The organism is Megamonas hypermegale, assembly GCF_900187035.1.
Lineage (GTDB): Bacteria > Bacillota > Negativicutes > Selenomonadales > Selenomonadaceae > Megamonas > Megamonas hypermegale.
The window spans coordinates 1,603,416-1,622,410 of record NZ_LT906446.1 but is presented as its reverse complement, the minus strand read 5'-3'; the positions used below and the strand labels follow the sequence as shown (position 1 = coordinate 1,622,410).

At 31.4% G+C, this 18,995-nt stretch carries 18 protein-coding genes; 13 read left to right on the top strand and 5 right to left on the bottom strand.

All coding sequences use genetic code 11. The features are described 5' to 3' along the window. Nucleotides 1-40: 40 nt before the first annotated feature. Nucleotides 41-319, bottom strand: a complete 279-nt coding sequence (locus CKV65_RS07860) for a metal-sensing transcriptional repressor (protein WP_027890431.1) — start codon at nucleotides 317-319, stop codon at nucleotides 41-43. Nucleotides 320-512: 193 nt separating this feature from the next. On the opposite strand from CKV65_RS07860, the gene CKV65_RS07855 reads away from it, so the two are divergent. The 12 genes from CKV65_RS07855 (at nucleotide 513) to manZ (ending at nucleotide 13,014) form a co-directional block, all read left to right on the top strand. After that, entirely contained in the window at nucleotides 513-995 is a 483-nt protein-coding gene (locus CKV65_RS07855) for a MarR family winged helix-turn-helix transcriptional regulator (protein WP_027890432.1), read from the top strand. A 54-nt stretch (nucleotides 996-1,049) separates the two neighbouring features. After that, entirely contained in the window at nucleotides 1,050-2,162 is a 1,113-nt protein-coding gene (locus CKV65_RS07850) for an HlyD family secretion protein (RefSeq protein WP_027890433.1), read from the top strand. Next, nucleotides 2,140-3,276 carry an ABC transporter permease gene (locus CKV65_RS07845; protein WP_331715166.1) on the top strand — a complete coding sequence of 379 codons (1,137 nt, stop codon included), beginning with the start codon at nucleotides 2,140-2,142 and terminating at the stop codon, nucleotides 3,274-3,276. The genes CKV65_RS07850 and CKV65_RS07845 overlap by 23 nt, the downstream gene beginning before the upstream one ends. Beyond that, on the top strand, nucleotides 3,276-3,719 hold the full coding sequence (locus CKV65_RS07840) for a universal stress protein (protein ID WP_036254825.1): 444 nt from the start codon (nucleotides 3,276-3,278) through the stop codon (nucleotides 3,717-3,719). Before CKV65_RS07845 ends, CKV65_RS07840 begins: the two co-directional genes overlap by 1 nt. 95 nt (nucleotides 3,720-3,814) lie before the next feature. Next, entirely contained in the window at nucleotides 3,815-5,068 is a 1,254-nt protein-coding gene (locus CKV65_RS07835) for an Nramp family divalent metal transporter (protein WP_027890436.1), read from the top strand. A 183-nt stretch (nucleotides 5,069-5,251) separates the two neighbouring features. Then, nucleotides 5,252-6,526, top strand: coding sequence for a DAK2 domain-containing protein (locus CKV65_RS07830; RefSeq protein WP_027890437.1), 1,275 nt, complete (start codon nucleotides 5,252-5,254; stop codon nucleotides 6,524-6,526). Between the two features lie 73 nt (nucleotides 6,527-6,599). Beyond that, nucleotides 6,600-7,337: a C40 family peptidase gene (locus CKV65_RS07825; RefSeq protein ID WP_036254827.1), complete on the top strand. Its 738-nt coding sequence runs from the start codon at nucleotides 6,600-6,602 to the stop codon at nucleotides 7,335-7,337. Nucleotides 7,338-7,403: 66 nt separating this feature from the next. Then, the gene (locus CKV65_RS07820) at nucleotides 7,404-10,127 is read left to right on the top strand and encodes a sigma-54-dependent transcriptional regulator (RefSeq protein ID WP_027890439.1); all 2,724 of its coding nucleotides are present in this window, start codon (nucleotides 7,404-7,406) and stop codon (nucleotides 10,125-10,127) included. Nucleotides 10,128-10,372: 245 nt separating this feature from the next. Continuing rightward, nucleotides 10,373-10,816, top strand: a complete 444-nt coding sequence (locus CKV65_RS07815) for a PTS sugar transporter subunit IIA (protein ID WP_027890440.1) — start codon at nucleotides 10,373-10,375, stop codon at nucleotides 10,814-10,816. After that, on the top strand, nucleotides 10,816-11,292 hold the full coding sequence (locus CKV65_RS07810) for a mannose/fructose/sorbose PTS transporter subunit IIB (protein ID WP_027890441.1): 477 nt from the start codon (nucleotides 10,816-10,818) through the stop codon (nucleotides 11,290-11,292). Before CKV65_RS07815 ends, CKV65_RS07810 begins: the two co-directional genes overlap by 1 nt. Before the next feature lie 68 nt (nucleotides 11,293-11,360). Further along, nucleotides 11,361-12,182, top strand: a complete 822-nt coding sequence (locus CKV65_RS07805) for a PTS mannose/fructose/sorbose transporter subunit IIC (RefSeq protein ID WP_027890442.1) — start codon at nucleotides 11,361-11,363, stop codon at nucleotides 12,180-12,182. 16 nt (nucleotides 12,183-12,198) lie between these two features. After that, complete coding sequence (gene manZ / locus CKV65_RS07800; RefSeq protein ID WP_027890443.1) at nucleotides 12,199-13,014, top strand: PTS mannose transporter subunit IID; 816 nt, start codon at nucleotides 12,199-12,201, stop codon at nucleotides 13,012-13,014. Nucleotides 13,015-13,100: 86 nt separating this feature from the next. On the opposite strand, the gene CKV65_RS07795 is transcribed toward manZ, so the two are convergent. Both CKV65_RS07795 and CKV65_RS07785 read right to left on the bottom strand, forming a co-directional pair. Then, nucleotides 13,101-14,455 (bottom strand): IS3 family transposase gene (locus CKV65_RS07795; RefSeq protein ID WP_423250137.1). Its coding sequence is split into 2 segments (ribosomal slippage): nucleotides 13,101-13,958 and nucleotides 13,961-14,455, totalling 1,353 coding nucleotides; the frame shifts between segments, so codons are not numbered across the junction. Nucleotides 14,456-14,528: 73 nt separating this feature from the next. Beyond that, nucleotides 14,529-15,350, bottom strand: coding sequence for a menaquinone biosynthetic enzyme MqnA/MqnD family protein (locus CKV65_RS07785; RefSeq protein WP_036254713.1), 822 nt, complete (start codon nucleotides 15,348-15,350; stop codon nucleotides 14,529-14,531). Between the two features lie 278 nt (nucleotides 15,351-15,628). On the opposite strand from CKV65_RS07785, the gene dhaL reads away from it, so the two are divergent. Next, nucleotides 15,629-16,252: a dihydroxyacetone kinase subunit DhaL gene (dhaL, locus tag CKV65_RS07780; RefSeq protein WP_027890216.1), complete on the top strand. Its 624-nt coding sequence runs from the start codon at nucleotides 15,629-15,631 to the stop codon at nucleotides 16,250-16,252. Between the two features lie 854 nt (nucleotides 16,253-17,106). On the opposite strand, the gene CKV65_RS07775 is transcribed toward dhaL, so the two are convergent. Next, nucleotides 17,107-18,264, bottom strand: coding sequence for an FtsW/RodA/SpoVE family cell cycle protein (locus CKV65_RS07775; protein WP_036254717.1), 1,158 nt, complete (start codon nucleotides 18,262-18,264; stop codon nucleotides 17,107-17,109). 20 nt (nucleotides 18,265-18,284) lie between these two features. Further along, nucleotides 18,285-18,941, bottom strand: a complete 657-nt coding sequence (gene trmB, locus CKV65_RS07770) for a tRNA (guanosine(46)-N7)-methyltransferase TrmB (RefSeq protein WP_027890217.1) — start codon at nucleotides 18,939-18,941, stop codon at nucleotides 18,285-18,287. Nucleotides 18,942-18,995: the final 54 nt, after the last annotated feature.

The following is an 18,995-nucleotide window of genomic DNA, read 5'->3' as shown; positions in this document are numbered from 1 at the left end:
ATGAAAGCATTACGCTTTTATCTGCATTTTTTTGATGATTTTAGGATAATCGAGAGAAATGTTCAATAGCTTTAGCAAATTCTTCAACTGTTTTTTCAGCATCACCGTGTTGAATTCCATCGATGACACAGTGTTTTAAATGACCTTCTAAAATGACTTTACCTACACTGTGCATGGCGGATTTAGCTGCATTTACTTGCATTAATACATCTTCACAGGGAATATTTTCATCATCAATCATTCTATCAATAGCGTTTAATTGTCCAATTATTTTTTTTATACGACGGTGGAGTTTTTGTGTATCCATACATTGTTTCATAAGCTGGTCTCCTTTTTGTAATAATATAATTATTATATCATGAAGCTAAATGTAGTTAGTAATGTCATTTTATTTCGAAGAAAATAAAAAAACTTTGATAAAAAATCAAAAAATATATAAATAGTCTTTGCATTTTTTAAAGTAAAGTTTTAAAATGATAGTTAGCTAGCTAATCATATTTAGGAGATAATAAATGACAAAAAAGATTATTCCAACAATGGAAGAATTAGAGCAACATGCGAAAAAAATTCCAGAGATAAATCCATCTTCAGTTTTAGCAATGTTAATTGTTAAACAAGTAGCAGATGATATTCAACATGAAATTTTTGATATTTTACAAGAAAAATATCAGTTATCAGAAGGAAAGTTGCATGTAATGATTATTTTACATCAACAAAAAAATTTAATAACACCATCTTTTTTAGCTAAAAAAGCAGGCGTTACAAAAGCTACTATTAGTATTATGTTAAAACGAATGCAACGAGATGGTTTAATAAATTTAATTTCTAGTAATGAAGATGGAAGAGTTAAAAAAATTTGTTTTACAGAAAAAGGTAAAACATTAATGGATGATATTTTGCCTGCACATTATTTGCGTATTAGTAAATTAATGGGAAAGTTAGATGCCGAAGAACAAAAAGAATTAATAAAATTATTACGAAAGATTGCCTCTTAAAGAGGCTTTTGTCGAAAAATAGTTAGCCGACTAACAAAAATAGGAGAGATATTTATGAATTTAAGGAAGAAATCTATTGTATTTTGTGGGATTTTTGTTTTGTTATTTCTTATTAGTGGAATTACTTTAATGTATAAAGGTAATGATGCTATAGCATTGGCGATTGAGAAGAAAGATGGAATTTTAACGGCTGAACAAGTGAAATTATCGTTTGATTCAGTTAGTGGTCGCTTAATTAAAGAGGCTATAAAAGAAGGGCAAGAAGTAAAAAAAGGCGATATTATAATGCAGTTGGATAGTACAGATACAGATTTATCTATTGAAAAAACTAAAGCACAGATTGCTCAATTAGATGCACAAATAAATTCGCAAAATGGTGCTATTAATGTAGAGTATGCTATGACAGATACACAAGAAGTTCAGACATTTAATCAAATTGATCAACAAAAAGCAGCTATTGCTTCAGCTCAAGCTACTTATAAAAATAAACAAATAGATTACAATAGAAAGTTACAACTTTTAGAAGTAGAAGCTATTGCACAATCTGATTTAGATGATGCGAAAATGGCTTTAGATGTGGCTTCGGCTGATTTAGCACAACAGCAAGAACTTTTAAATCAATTGTTAGGTGGAGCAAATGATAATGCAAATACACAGGATATTAATTTACCTACAATAAATCAACAACGCCAAGAAATTGATAATAAATTAAATGATGTGGAAGCTTTAATAGAGCAGAAGAAACAACTTGAAGTACAGTTAAAAGAATTAGAAGTAACAAAATCTCGTTTGACTTTATATGCTCCAGAAGATGGTAAGATTATTAAAATTTTGGCAAAGCAAGGGGAAATGATTTTGGCAAATACACCAGTAGTGTTATTAGAAAGCAATAGACGTTATTATGATATTTATATTAGTGAAAATCAAGTAGCTAACCTAGCAGAAGGTGATACTATAAATGGTAAAAGTATTGCAAATGATTTAACTGTTCCAGGAACAATACGGTTGATTACTCAAGCACCAGGGTTTGCAGATTTAAAACAATCACGAGAAAAAGGGCAGGCTGATTTATCTGCATTTCAAATTCGTATTTATACAGATGATGTAGAAGGTTTACAAACTGGTATGACTATAGAGGTAACCGATGATGAATTCACTAAGAGATGAAATAAAATATTTGTTTTCAGGGCAGGGAATGCCATATGAAAAAGTTTCTATTATGGTAGCAGTTATAATTACAGTTTTTTTTACAGTGATTTTAGGCAATAATTTTATCAAAGATGCTAATGTAGCTATTATCGATTTAGATAATTCTAAATATAGTCATGAACTTATTGACAAAATAGATACTTCTCAATATATGAAGGTTACGGCTGTAATTAATACACCTGTAGAGCCTAAAAATTTATTTTATCAAGATAAAAATATAGTAGTTATTTATTTACCAAAAGATTTAGAGAAAAATCGCTATACAAATACAGCTGGCAGTATTGGGGTTTTTTATGATAATACAAATACGGCTCAAACATCAGAAATTAAAGAAGCGTTAAATGAAATTATAGTTGAAGATAATTTAGTGACACAAACTGATACACAAACAGGCGGAATAACATTAAATGCTAGAAATTTATTTAATCCAGCAGCTTCTACAAGTAATGGTGAAACACAGGGTTTTTTGTTTTTTTTCTCGTCCATGTTTTTTACCTTTGCTACGATTGGAATGATACCACGTTTAAGAATTACTGGAAAATTAAATTCCATTTTAAAACAAGGGACGCCTTTTGATTTAATGATACGAATTTTACCGTATGGAATGTGTTTATTGATAAGTATTTTCATTGGTTTAGCTATTTTACGTATTTGGGGAGATATGGTTTTTTCAGGTTATATTGTTACTTTTATTATTACACAGGTATTTTATATTTTTATAGTAGGTATATGTTCTATTTTAATTGGCTGGACTGCGGCAAATCCGGGAGTGGCTTCTAGTAGAATGATTTTATTTATTCCAGGTGGTTTTATTCTTGGAGGAGCAACAGCTCCAGCCCAAATTCTTTCAACGTGGGCATATGTTTTGTCTCATATTTTCCCTTTAACTTGGGAATTCCATTTTGTGCGAGATATTTTAATGCGCGGAGCTAATTTGGCGGATATAGCACAGATATTTGGCGCATTTTTGATTTATTGTGCGGTGATAATAACAATATTTTGTATAAGTTTTTATAAAGCTAAAGCGAATTTATTGTTATCTGAAATGAAAGAGAAAGAAGTGAATGCGTGATGTTATTACAAGAAATTGTTTTGCATAAGGTATTAGTGCCTATAGATGGTTCAAAAGCATCGTATAAAGCTTTGTCGCATGCTGTGTATATAGCTAAGCATAATAAAATAGAACTTACTTTATTGTATGTAGTAGATTTAAATAAAGAAGTGAGTGATTTTGAACGGGTTAGTCTTAGCGGTTATGTTCCTGAAAATATAAAAAGTAAAGGAATAGAGATATTAAATAAATTAGCAAAAGAAATTCCACAAGAGATAAAAGTTAATACATCTATTGAAATAGGTTTTCCAACAGAAGTCATTGTGGAAAAAGCTAAAAATGAAAATTATGATATTATTGTTATGGGAAGTAGAGGTTTAGGGAAAATAAAAAGTATTTTTATGGGAAGTGTTAGCCAATATGTTTTAAAATATGCGCATTGTCCAGTCTTAATTGTACGTTAATTTTATATAGAATTTATTCGTCATATTTGCTATAATTTTAATTAATAATTAATTGATAATAATTTTCAAAAACGAAATAGCAAAGGAATAAATTTATGTTAAAAGATTATAGTAAAAAACATTTGGCTAGTGAAAGAGCTAGAGAAATTCTTCGTTATATTGGACCGGGACTTTTAATCACAGTTGGCTTTATCGACCCAGGTAATTGGGCTTCAAATTTAGCGGCTGGTGCAGATTTTGGCTATTTATTATTGTGGATGGTAACTCTTTCGACGATAATGCTCATTTTGCTTCAGCATAATGCAGCTCATTTAGGAATTGTAACGGGGCTTTGTCTTTCAGAAGCGGCAACAAAATATTTGCCTAAATGGCTTTCACGTCCTGTGCTTTCAACTGCGATGATGGCTTCTATTGCCACAGCTTTAGCGGAAATTTTAGGTGGAGCGATTGCACTTAATTTGTTGTTTGGTGTGCCACTTGTTTTAGGTTCCATAATTACCGCTGTTTTTTGTGCTGTATTATTAAAAACGAATTCTTATCCTAAGATGGAAAAAATCATCATTGCATTTGTATCCATCATCGGATTTTCATTTTTAATTGAGTTGAATTTAGTGCCGATTGAATGGAATAGTGCGATGAGTGGTTGGGTAACGCCATCTCTTCCTGATGGTTCAATTATAATTGTCATGAGCGTACTTGGTGCAGTTGTCATGCCACATAATTTATTTTTACATTCTGAGGTTATTCAATCGCGTCAATGGAATTTGCAAGATGAAGCAGTCATAAAAAAACAACTTCGATTTGAATTTCTCGATACTATTTTTTCAATGGGAATAGGTTGGGCAATTAATAGTTCCATGATAATTGTTGCGGCAGCGGTATTTTTTACAAATAACATTCAAATAGATGATTTATCTCAAGCAACAGAACTTTTAAGACCGATATTAGGAGAAAATGCAGCAATTATTTTTGCTGTTGCGCTGTTATTTGCGGGAATTTCATCGACAGCAACTTGCGGAATAGCTGGAGGCAGTATTTTTGCAGGGATTTTTGGTGAAGATTACAATATTAAAGACTATCACTCTTGGCATGGGGTGCTGTTGACGTATGGCGTTGCAGTGCTCATAATCATGTTTATCTCTGACCCGTTTCAAGGGCTTATCTATTCGCAAATGTTACTCAGTATGCAACTTCCTATAACGATTATATTGTTAATGTATCTTACATCTTCTCGAAAAGTTATGGGAAAATATGTAAATAGTTTGCGTTTAAAGATAATTTTAGGAATTATCAGTGCTGTTGTCATAGGTTTGAATATTTTATTATTGTATCAAATGCTTTTTGCATGATATATATGACATGAATTTGATTGATGATAGTTGTATAATAAAATACTGTGTTAAAAAATAGATGTACTTATTTTAGGTGCATTTATTTTTTTGCAAATAACACAAAGGATTTTTTTATGGTTTTTTAGAATAGTATTTGATAAAATATAGATAACGTTCTCGTTAGATATTGGAGTGATTTTTATGACAGGAAATAAAGAAGTAATTACAGGAAATGACTATAAAAGAATGATAGCAGGCGCGTATAGTGCATTTTTGCTGGAATATGAAAATATCAATGCTCTTAATGGTGAATCTTTATTGGATAGAAAAGCTGGCACACATATTTTACGCACAATAGGTGCAGCAGCAATGTCTTTGCGTGATTTACAAGCAGAAAGTATCGGCGGTGTATCAAAACGTGTTGGCAGTGCGGCAGTTTTAGGTGCTAGAGGTAATGCAGGCGTATTGATTTCACAGATTTTACGCGGTATTGCTAAGGGTTTATCAGGAAAATATGAAGCATCTTCATCTGTTTTTGGTAAATCATTTCAGTATGGTATTTTATATGCACAGCGTGCTGTGAATGATGAAGTAGAACGTCCAATTATTGTAACAGCAAAAGCTGTAGCAAAAGGTGCATACAATGCAGTTCGTGCAAATTTGCCAATTACAGAAATTTTGACAGAAGCTATTAACGCTGGCGGAATTGCACTTAGCCAAGTAGAACATAAATGTGGTTTTGTAGATGCAGGTGCAAAGGCTTTAATGGTATTTTTACAAGGTTGTCGTAACGGTCTTGATGGATATTATGTTTCACCTGTTTTATTATTTTCTTCTGGTTTTAAAACTTCACATGATGTGCCAAATCCACGCTATGATTTGGTTTATCCATATGCAGTATCTTGTAGATTGGAAAAATGTAGAGCAAGTAAAGATGATTTAGCTAAAATGCTTAAACCTATGGGTAAAGTAATTGTTATAAAAAGCGAAGGTCGCGATGTTTTATTATATCTACATACAGATTATCCAGGCAATGTACTTGAACAAGCTGTTGATTGGGGCACAATGGAAGATGTAAAAATACAAAATTTAGCTATGCCACATAATTTAAAATCAGTAGATAAAACAATGTTAGATGTAGCAGTATTAGCTATAGCAGATGATGAAGCAAGTGCACAAGCTTTAGAAGAGTTAGGTGCTATAGCTGTAATTACAAAAGATAAAGTCAGCGGTCCATCTGTTGGCGATTTAATAAACTTAATTCACAGTGATATTGCCAAAAATTATATTATTATGGCTAATAATGTAGATAATTCCTTAGTAATGGCACAAGCAAAACGTTTATTAAATAATAATATAGAAATTTTATATTCAACTAATTTAGAAGAACAAATAAAAGCTTTAAAAGTATTTAATCCAGAAATTCCAATGAAGGAAAATATAAAAAATATGAATGAAACTTTAAATGTTCAATAAAATTGGACGAAGAATAAGAGAAGGTGGAGGCTCAGTGGGGCAGATAAAAAAACAGAATATATTTTTCTGTCAAATGATAGTTTTTTTAGCAGCATTTTTATTTTTTAATAATATAAGTTTTGCAGCGCCAATTTTAAAATTAAATTCACATGGACATGATGTAATTGTTTTACAGCAAAATTTAATGCGTTTAAAATATAGCGTAAGTAAAGTAAGTGGCAATTATGATAAAGAAACACAAGATGCAGTAAAGGCATTTCAAAAAGATAATAGACTCAGTGTAACCGGTATTGTAAATAGAGAAACATGGTGGGCGATAAAAGGCGGTAGACCAACAATAAGTACTAGTTCTACTAGTAGTCAAACAGCAAAACCTACTAATTCGCCTATCTGGGATAATATATCTTCAGTACCATATGGTAGAACTTTTTTAGATAAAAAAGAAGTATCTTCAATTATTAGTACTGCTAAAAATTATATGGGAGTTCCATATGTTTTTGGTGGAGCATCGCCAGAGGAAGGCTTTGATTGTTCGGGATTTTTGGAATATATTTTTGCTAGAAATGGTATAGAGATACCACGAACAGCTGATGAACAGTACAAATTGGGAAAACTCGTAAGACAATCTCAACTTGTTGCAGGTGATTTAGTATTTTTTACTACGTATGAACCAGGTGCTTCACATTGTGGAATTTATTTAGGTAATGATAAATTTATTCATGCTTCTAGTAGTAGAGGTATTAGAGTTGATGATTTAAATGATTCTTATTGGGCTAGTCGATATTATGGCGGAAAACATATTGTAAAATAGAAAACAGCAGGATTTTTCCTGCTGTTTTTCTAATAATATAGAGCATAGAACAGAAAGGCATTTGAGATGAAGCGAATTGAAAAGATTTATGAGTATTTACAAGATTTTGCGGCTAAAAATAAAGAGGCACAAGGATTAACAGCTACAGAAATTGCAGATAATCTTGGATTTTTACGTAGTAATGTCAGTAGAGAATTAAATAAATTATACCGCATGGGAAAAATAACGAAAATAGCAGGACGACCAGTATTATATAGTATATCTAAAATATCTAACATACAAAAAAAATCGGATAAGATGAAAGTATCAGTAGAAAAATCTGCTTTTAGTAATTTGATTGGAGCAAATGATAGTTTAAAAAAACAAGTGGAGCAAGCTAAAGCAGCTGTTATTTATCCACCTAATGGGCTTCATACATTAATTGTTGGACAAACAGGCGTAGGAAAAACTCTTTTGGCTCATATGATGTTTGAATATGGAAAAGAAGTTGGAAAATTTGCAAATAACGCACCATTTGTTACTTTTAACTGTGCAGATTATTATAATAATCCACAATTACTCATATCACATATTTTTGGACATATTAAAGGTGCTTTTACAGGAGCAGATAAATCAGCCCCAGGTCTTATTGAAGCAGCTGATGAAGGTATTTTATTTTTAGATGAAATTCATCGTTTGCCTCCAGAAGGACAAGAAATGATTTTTTATTTTATGGATACGGGTACTTTTAATAGATTAGGAGAAACAAAACGAGAAAGAACGGCTAATGTTTTGATAATTGGGGCTACGACGGAAAATCCTGATTCAGTATTAACAAAAACTTTTAAGCGTCGTATACCAAATATAATTTCTATTCCACCACTTGCACAGCGTTCAATAAAAGAGAAGCTAGAAATAATGAAAGTGTTGTTTACGGAAGAATCACGCAGTATAAAAAAACCTGTATTGGTTTCAGCTGATGCAGTAAAAGCAATTATCGGTAGTATTGGTAGTGGAAATGTTGGTCAATTAAAATCAAACATTCGTCTTTTGTGTGCACAGGCTTTTTTAAATAGTATACGCAGTGATGGTCATATTAAAATAACGTATCAAATGTTACCATCGAATATAAAATCAGGCATTTTATCTATAAGTCAAACAAAGGAAAGAGATGATGTATCTTTCATCAGTCATTATATTGAAAAAGATTTATATGTAACGCCAACTTCTCCTGCTAAGATATCAAAAGAAAAAGATGATGAACCATTTAATCTATATCAAATGGTAGAAAATAAAGTGAATATGTTAAAACGGGAAGGTATTGCTGATGAATTAATTCAACAGATAATCGTAGCTGATGTTAATACGTATGTGAAATCACTTTATAATCAAAAGGATAATGTAACATTATCAGTAAATGACCGCTTATTGAAAATAATTGATGCTGATATGGTAGATTTTGTTCAGCAGATTGTAGATTTAGTTGAACGATATATAAACCTTATTTCACGAGAACGTTTTTTATATGCGTTTGGTCTACATTTAAGTTCGATGTTTAATAGAATAAAAAGTGAAAAAAATATTTATCATTTACTAGAAGGAACGGTAGATAATAATTCTATTGAATTTAAATTAGCTACAAAAATAAAATTGATGATTGAAGAAAAATATGATGTTACTGTGTCAAAATCGGAAACAGAATATTTTGCTATGTTGTTGCAATCGTTGAAACAAGAAGATAATTCACGAAAAATAGTAATTGCTGTAGCTATGCATGGAGAATATACGGCAAGTTCAATGGTAAATGTGGCTCGTAAATTGTATAGCGCTAATAAAGTAACTTTATTAGCTTTTGATATGCCTTTAGAGTGTAGACCAGATGATATGCTCAATAAAATTGTAGAACAGTTGCAAAATATTGATTGTAGAGAAGGTGTACTTTTATTAGCAGATATGGGTTCGCTATGTAGCTTTGGTCCAATTTTAGAAGAGCGGTTAAATGTACCTGTTAAGACCTTAGGCATGGTTACAACGCCTTTTGTTTTAGAAGCGATACGCAAAGTTGATATTGCGGGAATTAGTCTTTCAGCAGTATATGATTCGCTTAAAAGTTTTACAGGATATGAACATGTAGATTTAAATATAAATCATAGTGACACAAAAGAAAAAGCTGTGGTAACAATTTGTAGTACAGGTAAAGGTACAGCGGAAAAATTGCAGAATTTAGTAATAGATATTTTAGTTGATGTTTCAATGAATCATATAAAAGTATTTTCCGTAGGTATATATGATATGCATGAAAGATTGACACAGATCGCACATAAATATCAGATTATAGCTGTTGTAGGTGTAAAAAATCCTCATATAGATGCTCCGTTTATACCGATTGAGCAGATGATAAATGGAGAAGGCGATATAATTTTGCGTGAAATTGTTGGTGCAAAAGCATCAGTGAAAAAAGAAAAGACAAATGTTGTACTAAAAAGATTTTGTGAAGATGGATTACAAGAAATGTTATTGTATTTAAATCCTAGTAAAATTATCAATAGTTTAATTAAGTTTATCGAAAAATTAGAGAAAGATTTAGATTCAAAATGGGATAATCCACATAAATTGCGTTTAGTAATTCATGTTGGCTGTGCTTTAGAGCGAATGGTAGTGCATAATGGATTGGCATATAATACAGAAAGTGCAGGTGAAGTTGATACACGTGTATTTAATATAATAAAAGAAGCGGCAAAAATATTTGAAAAGACATTTCAAATAAAACTTACAGATGATGAAATATGTTATATTACAAAAATGGTGTAAATTTTTAATAAAATAGTGTGTTTTTCTAGATAGAAAATAATCTGTGTTGATACACAAAATAATTTTGTGTTATTTAAAATCGACACAGATTATTTTTTTTGATGAAGAGTGTTAAATTTCTAATATTTTTATAAATTAGTGAGAAAGAAGCCTTTAAATATGTGGATTTATTTTGACACAAAAAGTTGGCACGTGATTTGCATATAATATTTTATAGTTAGATAAATAAAAAGGAGGGTTTTATAATGCTAGGTATTATAGTAGGAACACATGGTCATTTAGCAGAAGAGCTCGTAAAAACTTGTGCTATGATTTGTGGAGAACCAGAAAATTTAAAAACAGTAACGTTGGTACCAGGGGAAGGTCCGGATGATTTGATAGTAAAATACAATAAAGCTATTGAAGAGATGGATACGACAAATGGTGTAATTATTTTAAATGATTTATTTGGAGGTAGCCCATATAATGCGGCTTGTCGTATTGCCATCAATGATGAAAAATGTGGTGTTGTTACTGGTGTAAGTTTACCGATGCTCATTGAAGTAATCAATTATCGATTATATAGTGGTGATGAAGCTGATGTGCAAACTGCTATGGAAAAAGCTATAGAAGCAAATGGCAGTGGCACACAAAAATTCCATAAGAGTCAAGTTGAAGAAAGTGAAGATAAAGAAGGAGACGATTTATAATGAAAATTGTATTAGCAAGAATTGATGACCGTTTAATTCATGGACAGGTAGCAACTGTTTGGGCAAAAGTTACAGGCTGCCAAAGAATTATCGTTTGTGATGATGAAGTAGCAGCAGATACTATTCGTGCTACACTTTTAAAACAAGTAGCTCCTCCAGGTATTAAATCTAGCGTAGTAAATGTTGATAAAGCAATTCGCGTTTATAAAAATCCAAAATACGCAGAAGATAAATGCTTATTGCTCTTTACTAATCCAACAAGCGTATTGCGCATGGTTGAAGGTGGCGTAGATATTAAATCTGTAAACGTTGGCGGTATGAGTTTTAAAGAAGGAAAACGTCAGATAACAAATGCAGTATCAGTTAATGATGAAGATGTAGATGCATTTAAAAAATTAAGTGAAAAAGGTATTGAAATTGAATTTAGAAAAGTTGATACAGATAAACGTGTAAATTTAATGGAATTACTTAAATAATTAAATAAAAGGATTAACAGCTGTTTGTATAAATAGCTGTTATCTTTGTGTAAAAGGAGGCTTTTATCATGGAACTTAGTGGTGTACAACTCATAGCTATATTTATTGTTTCGGCAATAGCTGGTATGGGAAGTGTTTTAGATGAATTTCAGACACACCGCCCACTTATTGCTTGTACATTAGTTGGTGCAATTTTAGGTGATATGACAACAGGTATTATAATTGGTGGTACATTAGAAATGATTGCACTTGGCTGGATGAATGTTGGTGCTGCCATGGCACCAGATGCAGCACTTGCTTCTGTTATTTCTACAATATTGGTAATTGCAGGTCATCAAAGTATTGGTGCAGGTATTGCAATTGCTATGCCACTTGCTGCAGCAGGTCAAGTATTAACTATTATTTGCCGTACATTAACAGTATTTTTCCAACATAAAGCAGATGCCTTTGCTGAAGAAGGCAATTTAAGAGGTATTGATATTTGCCATTTAGGTGCATTATTACTTCAAGCTTTGCGTGTAGCTATTCCATCTTTACTCGTTGCTATGTACGTTGGTACAGATGCTGTTCAAGGTTTATTAAATGCAATTCCTCCAGTAATCACAGGTGGTCTTCAAGTTGCTGGTGGTTTCATCGTTGTAGTTGGTTATGCAATGGTTATCAATATGATGAATGCTGGATACTTAATGCCATTTTTCTTCCTCGGTTTTGTTACGGCAGCATTCACTGATTTTAACTTAGTTGCATTTGGTGTAATTGGTCTCGTATGCGCGATCGTTTATATTCAGCTTAGCCCTAAATATCATCAAGTGGCAGCTCCAGCAGCGGCAGCAAGTTCTAGTAATGCTAACAGTGATTTAGATGATGACCTTGATGATGAATTAGATTAAGAGGAGGGTAAAGATTATGAAAAAAATAAGTTCAAAAGATTTATTCTGGACCTTTATTCGTTCGAATTTCCTTCAAGGTTCATGGAATATGGAACGTATGCAGGCACTTGGTTTCTGTTTCGGTATGGTTCCAATCATCAAAAAATTGTATGAAGGCGAAGAAAGAAAAAAAGCGATTAAAAGACATCTAGAATTTTACAATACACAACCATTCGTTACAGCACCAATCATCGGCGTAGTAACAGCTATGGAAGAACAAAAAGCTAACGGTAAAGATATTCAAGATGGTGTTATCAATGGTATTAAAGTTGGTATGATGGGTCCTCTTGCTGGTGTTGGTGACCCAATTTTCTGGGGTACACTTCGTCCTATCTGTGCAGCACTTGGCGCTTCTTTAGCTATGGGTGGCAGTTTATTAGGTCCTATTTTATTCTTTGTATTATTTAACGTGGTACGTTTATTAATTCGTTGGTACGGTATTAAATATGGATATACTAAAGGTACTGATATTATTCAAGACGTAGCAGGTAATACACTTCAAAAAATCACAGAAGGTGCTTCCATTTTAGGGTTATTCGTTATGGGGGCGCTCGTTAATAAATGGACAACGGTTAATATACCGCTCGTTATTTCAGAAGTTACTATGCAAGATGGCACTGTAGTTACAACAACAGTTCAATCTATTTTAGACCAATTAATGCCAGGTCTTGTACCACTTTTATTGACTTTTGCATGTATGAAACTAATGAAGAAAAAAGTTAATGCAATTTGGATTATCTTTGGTTTATTTGCAATAGGTATCTTAGGTTTCTGGGCTGGTGTTTTAAAATAGAATTCTCCTAAAATCTAAATAAAATAAAAAAAGACTGTAACAAAAATTTTTCTTGTGATATGCACCCAAAATATTGGACATATTAATTAAGCTATTAATTGAGACTTAGTTCTGTATTCTACGGGACTAAGTCCTTTTAGTTTTATCTTTATCCGTTTTGTATTATAATATTTTATATAAGATTTTAACTCTTTTATAAAATCTTCAACGGATTTAAATTTTTTTAAATAAAACAATTCGCTTTTTAGCAAACCAAAGAAATTTTCTATTACGGCATTATCTAAGCAATTTCCTTTTCGGCTCATGCTTTGGATAATGCCTTTTTCTTTTAATAACTCCTGATATCTTCTATTCTGATACTGCCATCCTTGGTCTGAATGTAGAATTATTCCTTTTGTTTCTTTTATCTTTCTTGTTGCATCTTTTACCATATCTAATACTTGCTTTAGTATTGGTCTTTTCGATATTTTATAACTTATTATTTCTCCGTTATATAAATCTATTATTGGTGATAAATATATTTTTTCATTACATAATGCAAATTCTGTTACATCTGTTGCCCATTTTTCGTTTGGTTTTTCTGCTTTGAAATTTCTATTTAATATATTTTTAGCTATTTTCCCTTCTTGCCCTCTATACGATTTATATTTCTTTGCTCTTACTTTGCATGTTAAATTTTCTTCTTTCATTAATCTCATAACTACTTTATGATTGACTTTTATTCCTTGTTTATGCAGCTGCAAAGTTACTCTTCTATATCCATATCTTCCATGATTTTTATTACAAATATTATGAATTAATGTTTTTAATCCTTTATATTTGTCTTCTTTTGATAATTTTTTTAATGCATCATAATATGTGCTTTTAGCTAATTTTGTATAGTTTAATAGGGCTTTTAGAGTATATTTTTTCCTTAATTTAGCAATTACTAAAACTAGTGTCTTCCTTCCTTTTCCCATTGCTTCATTAAGGCATGCCACTTTTTTAATAAGTCATTTTCCATCCTTAATTGATAAACTTCTTGTTCCAATTGTTCAACATAAGAAAGTTCTTTTTTAGGTTTGTTAAGTTTGTTTTTAGATTTTTTCATAGATGGTCTACCTCGTTTCTTAGAAATTAAGCCAGAAAATCCATAAGAACTATACAACTTTTCCCATGTAGAAATTGTACCAGTATTAGGAATGGAAAATTTGGCTGCTGTTTGATTTAATGATAAATGATGTAGCCATTTATATTCAATAACTTTTTGCTTAAAGATAGGAGTATATTTACGATTTTTATGAAGAAGTTGTGAGATGCCACCATTTTCATAATGAAATATCCATCTACGAAGAGAAGCTGTGTTTGGCATGTTTAGAATTTTAGCTACATGAGAAATAGAATCTCCTTTTAAAACCATTTTAATTGCTTTAACTTTAAATTCATTTGAGTATTTAGTCATAAAAAAACTGCACCTCCAAAAGTTGTTTTTTTGTCCAACTTTTGGGGTGCAGTTCACTTGTTACAGTCTTTTTTTATGCAAAAATATTTATTTGTGGCATTTTGTCTATTAGATTTAATTCGTAAGCATATTGATAAAATAAAGATAAAGCTTGTATTTGTTCAGAATTTAATTTCCATTGAATTACATGCATGTATTCATAAAGTTGTTGATAAGTGAATGGTTTATCAGAAGTTAATTTTGTTATAGCATCATCGATATGCTTAAATCCATTTTTAAAACCATTGGTAATAAATTGCTGAACTTTCATTGTGTCATCGTGGTGATTTTTGGCGAATTCACGACTAACTACCCATACAGCATAAACCATGCAAAGACCAGTTAATTTTTTCCATTCACGACCTAAATCATAATAATAATAATCTTTTTGTTGATGATATTTTAAGTATAAGGCATCATCACCAATAAAAAGAGCTGCACTAGCATCTGATGTAGAAAAAATATTATTTGGTGATAGTGCTTCAATCTCATATATTGGTTGAACATGATAAGATTTGTTCATGATAATTTTTAACAGACGATGTGAAGTAGCTGACTGAGCTGTTAGTAAAATTTTTTCTTTATGAAGTTGTTCAATTGGTTTTTTACTAACGAGTATAATACTTTGAACATCGCCATCAGCCATGATACTTACATCTGGTAAGATGAGTAATTTGTCAAAATTTTGAGCATAAACGATGGAAGATACAGGGCTTACATTTAATTTTCCTTGAATAACAGCTGCATTTAATTTAGCAGGAACATCCTTTATAATAGAAAAATCTTGATGTTCAGTTTCGGAAAAAGTATAGGTAAGTGGTAAACAATTTAAATAATTTATATGACCAATACGCATGATGATAATATTTTATCCTTTCATTAAGATGTATGATAAGAAGTATAAATTTATTATATGCGTTTCATTATAAAAAGACAAATTTGTTGAGCTTTATTTTGTTTATGATTATTTTTAAAGAAAAAAATAAGAAAAGATTGTTTCGTTTTACTAAATTTTCTAGTTAGGCTATACACAGTATTGATAATATATGATAGAATAAATCTATATATAGAGATTAATTAAAGCTATTGTTGAAATAGCTTTAATTTATAGAAAACATTTAGGAGGATTGTCGTATGACAAGATTAAAGGATGCAGTAGAACATATTGCAAAAGCTATAATCTCACAAAAAGATTATTTAAATATGTTGGATAAAGCTATTGGTGATGGAGACCATGGAAATAATATGGCTATTGGCTTTACAGCAGCATTAGAAGATATCGAAAATATGAATGATGATGGAAATCCATCAAAAGTATTAAAAGCTATAGGAACAGCTTTTTCTGAAAATGTAGGCGGAGCTGCTGGTCCACTTTATGCAGCAGCATTTAATCGTGCATCTAAAGCATGTGATGAAAATACTTCATTTACAATTGATTCTGTAATTAAGGTATTAGGCGAAGCAATTGAAGCTATAAAAAAACGTGGACGCGTTAAACCAGGCGAAAAAACTATGTTAGATGTATTATTACCTGTATATGAAGTATTCGTAAAAGGTAAAGAAAAAGATATGACATTATTTCAATGTCTTGGTGAAGCTTCTCGTGCGGCTAAAGAAGGTGCTGATTATACACGCACTATATCTGCTAGTAAGGGTCGTGCAAGTTATCTTGGTATTCGCAGTATTGGACATCAAGACCCAGGTGCAACATCATCACTTATCATGGTTAGAGAATTATATAACTTTTTTCAACGTTAATAAAAATTATATTGTTCGAAAGTGTCTACTATAGAGTTTTAGTAGACACTTTGTTATAAATATATTTAATTTTATTATAATAAAATTAAAAAATGAATAGTTAGATTATTGCAATTTGATTAAATATATGGTATAATTTAATCAGCAAAGGGGAAATGCACAAGGGTTGCTAAGAAAGTAATTTTTAGGGAGAATGAGCAATATATATTGTACAGAGGAACCCGAAAAAAATTATTTTTTATGCATTCGAAAGGATGTGGCCGACTATAGAAGAAGTTACAGAAAGCCTTAGTGTGAACTGTACTTGGGATATGTCAAGCTGTTGAAGAAAGCAAGCCTAGGAGAGGCATCGTTAGAAGCATAACGAGGCAGTGAACATTAATAGCAACAACAAATTTTCATTCTTATGCGCATTAAAAAGTAACGTTACAAAAAAAAGCTTTGCAAAAGCAAAAATATCAAAAGTAATTTAGATATATGTTTTGTATCTAGAAGAAATGGTATTTAAAATGTATGATATATGTTCGAATGAATGTATATTAGGTATTTAAGGTTGGTAGGTTAGATAATTTTAGATTTTAATTTATTCTAAGATATCTTATATTGAAACTAGATGCATATTGCACACGTTAGCTGACTGAAAAATACAGCAAGGACTTCTAACTTAAGGGAAGAAATTGCAACAAAAAATTGAATAAAGAGGGATTTAGTTGTATACACAGTATACTAATTGAAAAGCGATTAACATGAAGATGTGTTAATCGCTTTTTACTTTCTCTAGAAAAATGATATTATTGAAATTTATAAAAAAAGAACCTCTGCAATACGCGTTGTATTATAGAGGTTTTTGTTTTTTATTTTTTTGTATAAACAGTATTATTTCCAGAATTTGTTTGTGTCGTTTTATTGTGACGATTTACACTTAAAACTAGTCCCATACTGGTCATGTTCAAGATGAGTGATGTCCCGCCATAACTGATAAATGGAAGTGGAAAGCCGATTACAGGTAAAAGACCAACTACCATAGCCATATTAGCGGCAGCTTGACCAACAATTAAAAGCATGATGCCACATACGAGCATTTTGCCAAAATTATCTTTAGTGTGTAAGGCTATTTTTATAAAATAAAAAGCCATGGCAATTAATAAAAAGAACATGACTAAAGCACCGATAAAGCCCATTTCTTGACAAAGTACAGCAAAAGCAAAGTCAGTGTGTGATTCAGGTAAATAGGAATATTTACTGAATCCATGACCTAATCCCATGCCAGAAAATTCGCCAGAGCCAATAGCTAAAATCGATTGTACAATCTGATATCCATCATCTTGTGCGCGAGACCAAGGGTCCCAATAACTTTTTAAGCGGTCAAGTCGATAAGGTTGAAATGTAGCTAAAAAAGCTAATAAAATAGCACCTACACCACAAATAATGCCCATCCATTTTTTATCTAAACCAGCAATGAAATATAAGGCAATTGGAATGCCTAAGATAATCATAGCAGTTCCCATATCAGGTTGAGCTTCAACAAAGCCTGCAATAACTAAACAAACTATAAATACTATATTTTTGCGAGGGTCAATCGTAATTGGTAATTTTTTATCAAGACATCTGCCAAGATAAGATGAACTGATAATTATAGTTACGATTTTAGCAAGTTCAGAAGGTTGGAATTGCATAAAACCAAGTGGTAGCCAGCGTCTTGAACCGTTTACTGTGATACCAAAGAGTAATACTGCTGCTAAAGATAGAATTGTGATAGCAATAAGTCCCATTTGCCAATTAGGATGAGATAATCGCTTGTAGTTAAATCGACTAGAAGCGGCAAAAGCAACAAGACCAACGAGAATACTTATGAGATGTCGTGTTAAAAAATAATAGGGATTTTCAAAATCGGTATAAGCTGTTATAAGACTAGCACTACATATATTTATAGTACCGATAATGATGAGGATAAACATGATATATGTAAGAGCTTCCATATCATTTATCCAAAATCGACGTTGTTTTTTCATTTAAACAGAAACCTTTGAGTTTATTTGGTAAAAGTTACTTCACAGCGATTAATTTTTTCACCGAAACCACTAAATTTACGTTCATATTCTGTCATGATATTTTCAGCTTGATATTCACTGTTGTGTAAATCAAAAGTCACAGCGTTAACTTTTAAATTAGCAAGATTAAATTGTTCTAGTGAAAAATCAAATAGTGGGCGGTTATCTGTTTTGAAAAATAATTCTCCATTATTTTTTAAAAGACGGCGATATTTTTCTAAGAAACTGATATAAGTAAGACGTCTTTTAGCATGGCGTGCCTTTGGCCATGGGTCACAAAAATTAATATAAAAACGGTCAACTTCATCTTCAGCAAAGATATTTTCAATTTGTTCGATATTAAATACCATTAAACGAACATTAGAAAGGCCAAGTTCTTTTACTTTTTTAGCAGCATAGTATAAAACATCTTGTTGTAATTCAATACCGATAAAATTGACATCAGGATGTTTTAAAGCAGTTTGGCTGATAAAATCGCCTTTACCTGTACCGAGTTCAACATAAAGTGGTGCAGGGCGATTGAAGACTTCTTGCCAATGACCTTTCATTTCTTCAGAGGGGCTATTGCCTTTAGTGTATACAAAATCGCTAAAATCAAAGATAGCTTCATCTATCCAAGGTTTTCTTCTTAAACGCAAAATTCATTCTCCTTTATATATAAATTTCAAATGTTATTGTATCACAAATGCTTT

Excerpts from the sequence above, each read along its gene's own strand:
- CKV65_RS07860 (WP_027890431.1), bottom strand. The coding sequence starts at position 319 with ATGAAACAATGTATGGATACACAAAAACTCCACCGTCGTATAAAAAAA.
- CKV65_RS07855 (WP_027890432.1), top strand. The coding sequence starts at position 513 with ATGACAAAAAAGATTATTCCAACAATGGAAGAATTAGAGCAACATGCG.
- CKV65_RS07850 (WP_027890433.1), top strand. The coding sequence starts at position 1,050 with ATGAATTTAAGGAAGAAATCTATTGTATTTTGTGGGATTTTTGTTTTG.
- CKV65_RS07845 (WP_331715166.1), top strand. The coding sequence starts at position 2,140 with ATGATGAATTCACTAAGAGATGAAATAAAATATTTGTTTTCAGGGCAG.
- CKV65_RS07840 (WP_036254825.1), top strand. The coding sequence starts at position 3,276 with ATGTTATTACAAGAAATTGTTTTGCATAAGGTATTAGTGCCTATAGAT.
- CKV65_RS07835 (WP_027890436.1), top strand. The coding sequence starts at position 3,815 with ATGTTAAAAGATTATAGTAAAAAACATTTGGCTAGTGAAAGAGCTAGA.
- CKV65_RS07830 (WP_027890437.1), top strand. The coding sequence starts at position 5,252 with ATGACAGGAAATAAAGAAGTAATTACAGGAAATGACTATAAAAGAATG.
- CKV65_RS07825 (WP_036254827.1), top strand. The coding sequence starts at position 6,600 with ATGATAGTTTTTTTAGCAGCATTTTTATTTTTTAATAATATAAGTTTT.
- CKV65_RS07820 (WP_027890439.1), top strand. The coding sequence starts at position 7,404 with ATGAAGCGAATTGAAAAGATTTATGAGTATTTACAAGATTTTGCGGCT.
- CKV65_RS07815 (WP_027890440.1), top strand. The coding sequence starts at position 10,373 with ATGCTAGGTATTATAGTAGGAACACATGGTCATTTAGCAGAAGAGCTC.
- CKV65_RS07810 (WP_027890441.1), top strand. The coding sequence starts at position 10,816 with ATGAAAATTGTATTAGCAAGAATTGATGACCGTTTAATTCATGGACAG.
- CKV65_RS07805 (WP_027890442.1), top strand. The coding sequence starts at position 11,361 with ATGGAACTTAGTGGTGTACAACTCATAGCTATATTTATTGTTTCGGCA.
- manZ (WP_027890443.1), top strand. The coding sequence starts at position 12,199 with ATGAAAAAAATAAGTTCAAAAGATTTATTCTGGACCTTTATTCGTTCG.
- CKV65_RS07785 (WP_036254713.1), bottom strand. The coding sequence starts at position 15,350 with ATGCGTATTGGTCATATAAATTATTTAAATTGTTTACCACTTACCTAT.
- dhaL (WP_027890216.1), top strand. The coding sequence starts at position 15,629 with ATGACAAGATTAAAGGATGCAGTAGAACATATTGCAAAAGCTATAATC.
- CKV65_RS07775 (WP_036254717.1), bottom strand. The coding sequence starts at position 18,264 with ATGAAAAAACAACGTCGATTTTGGATAAATGATATGGAAGCTCTTACA.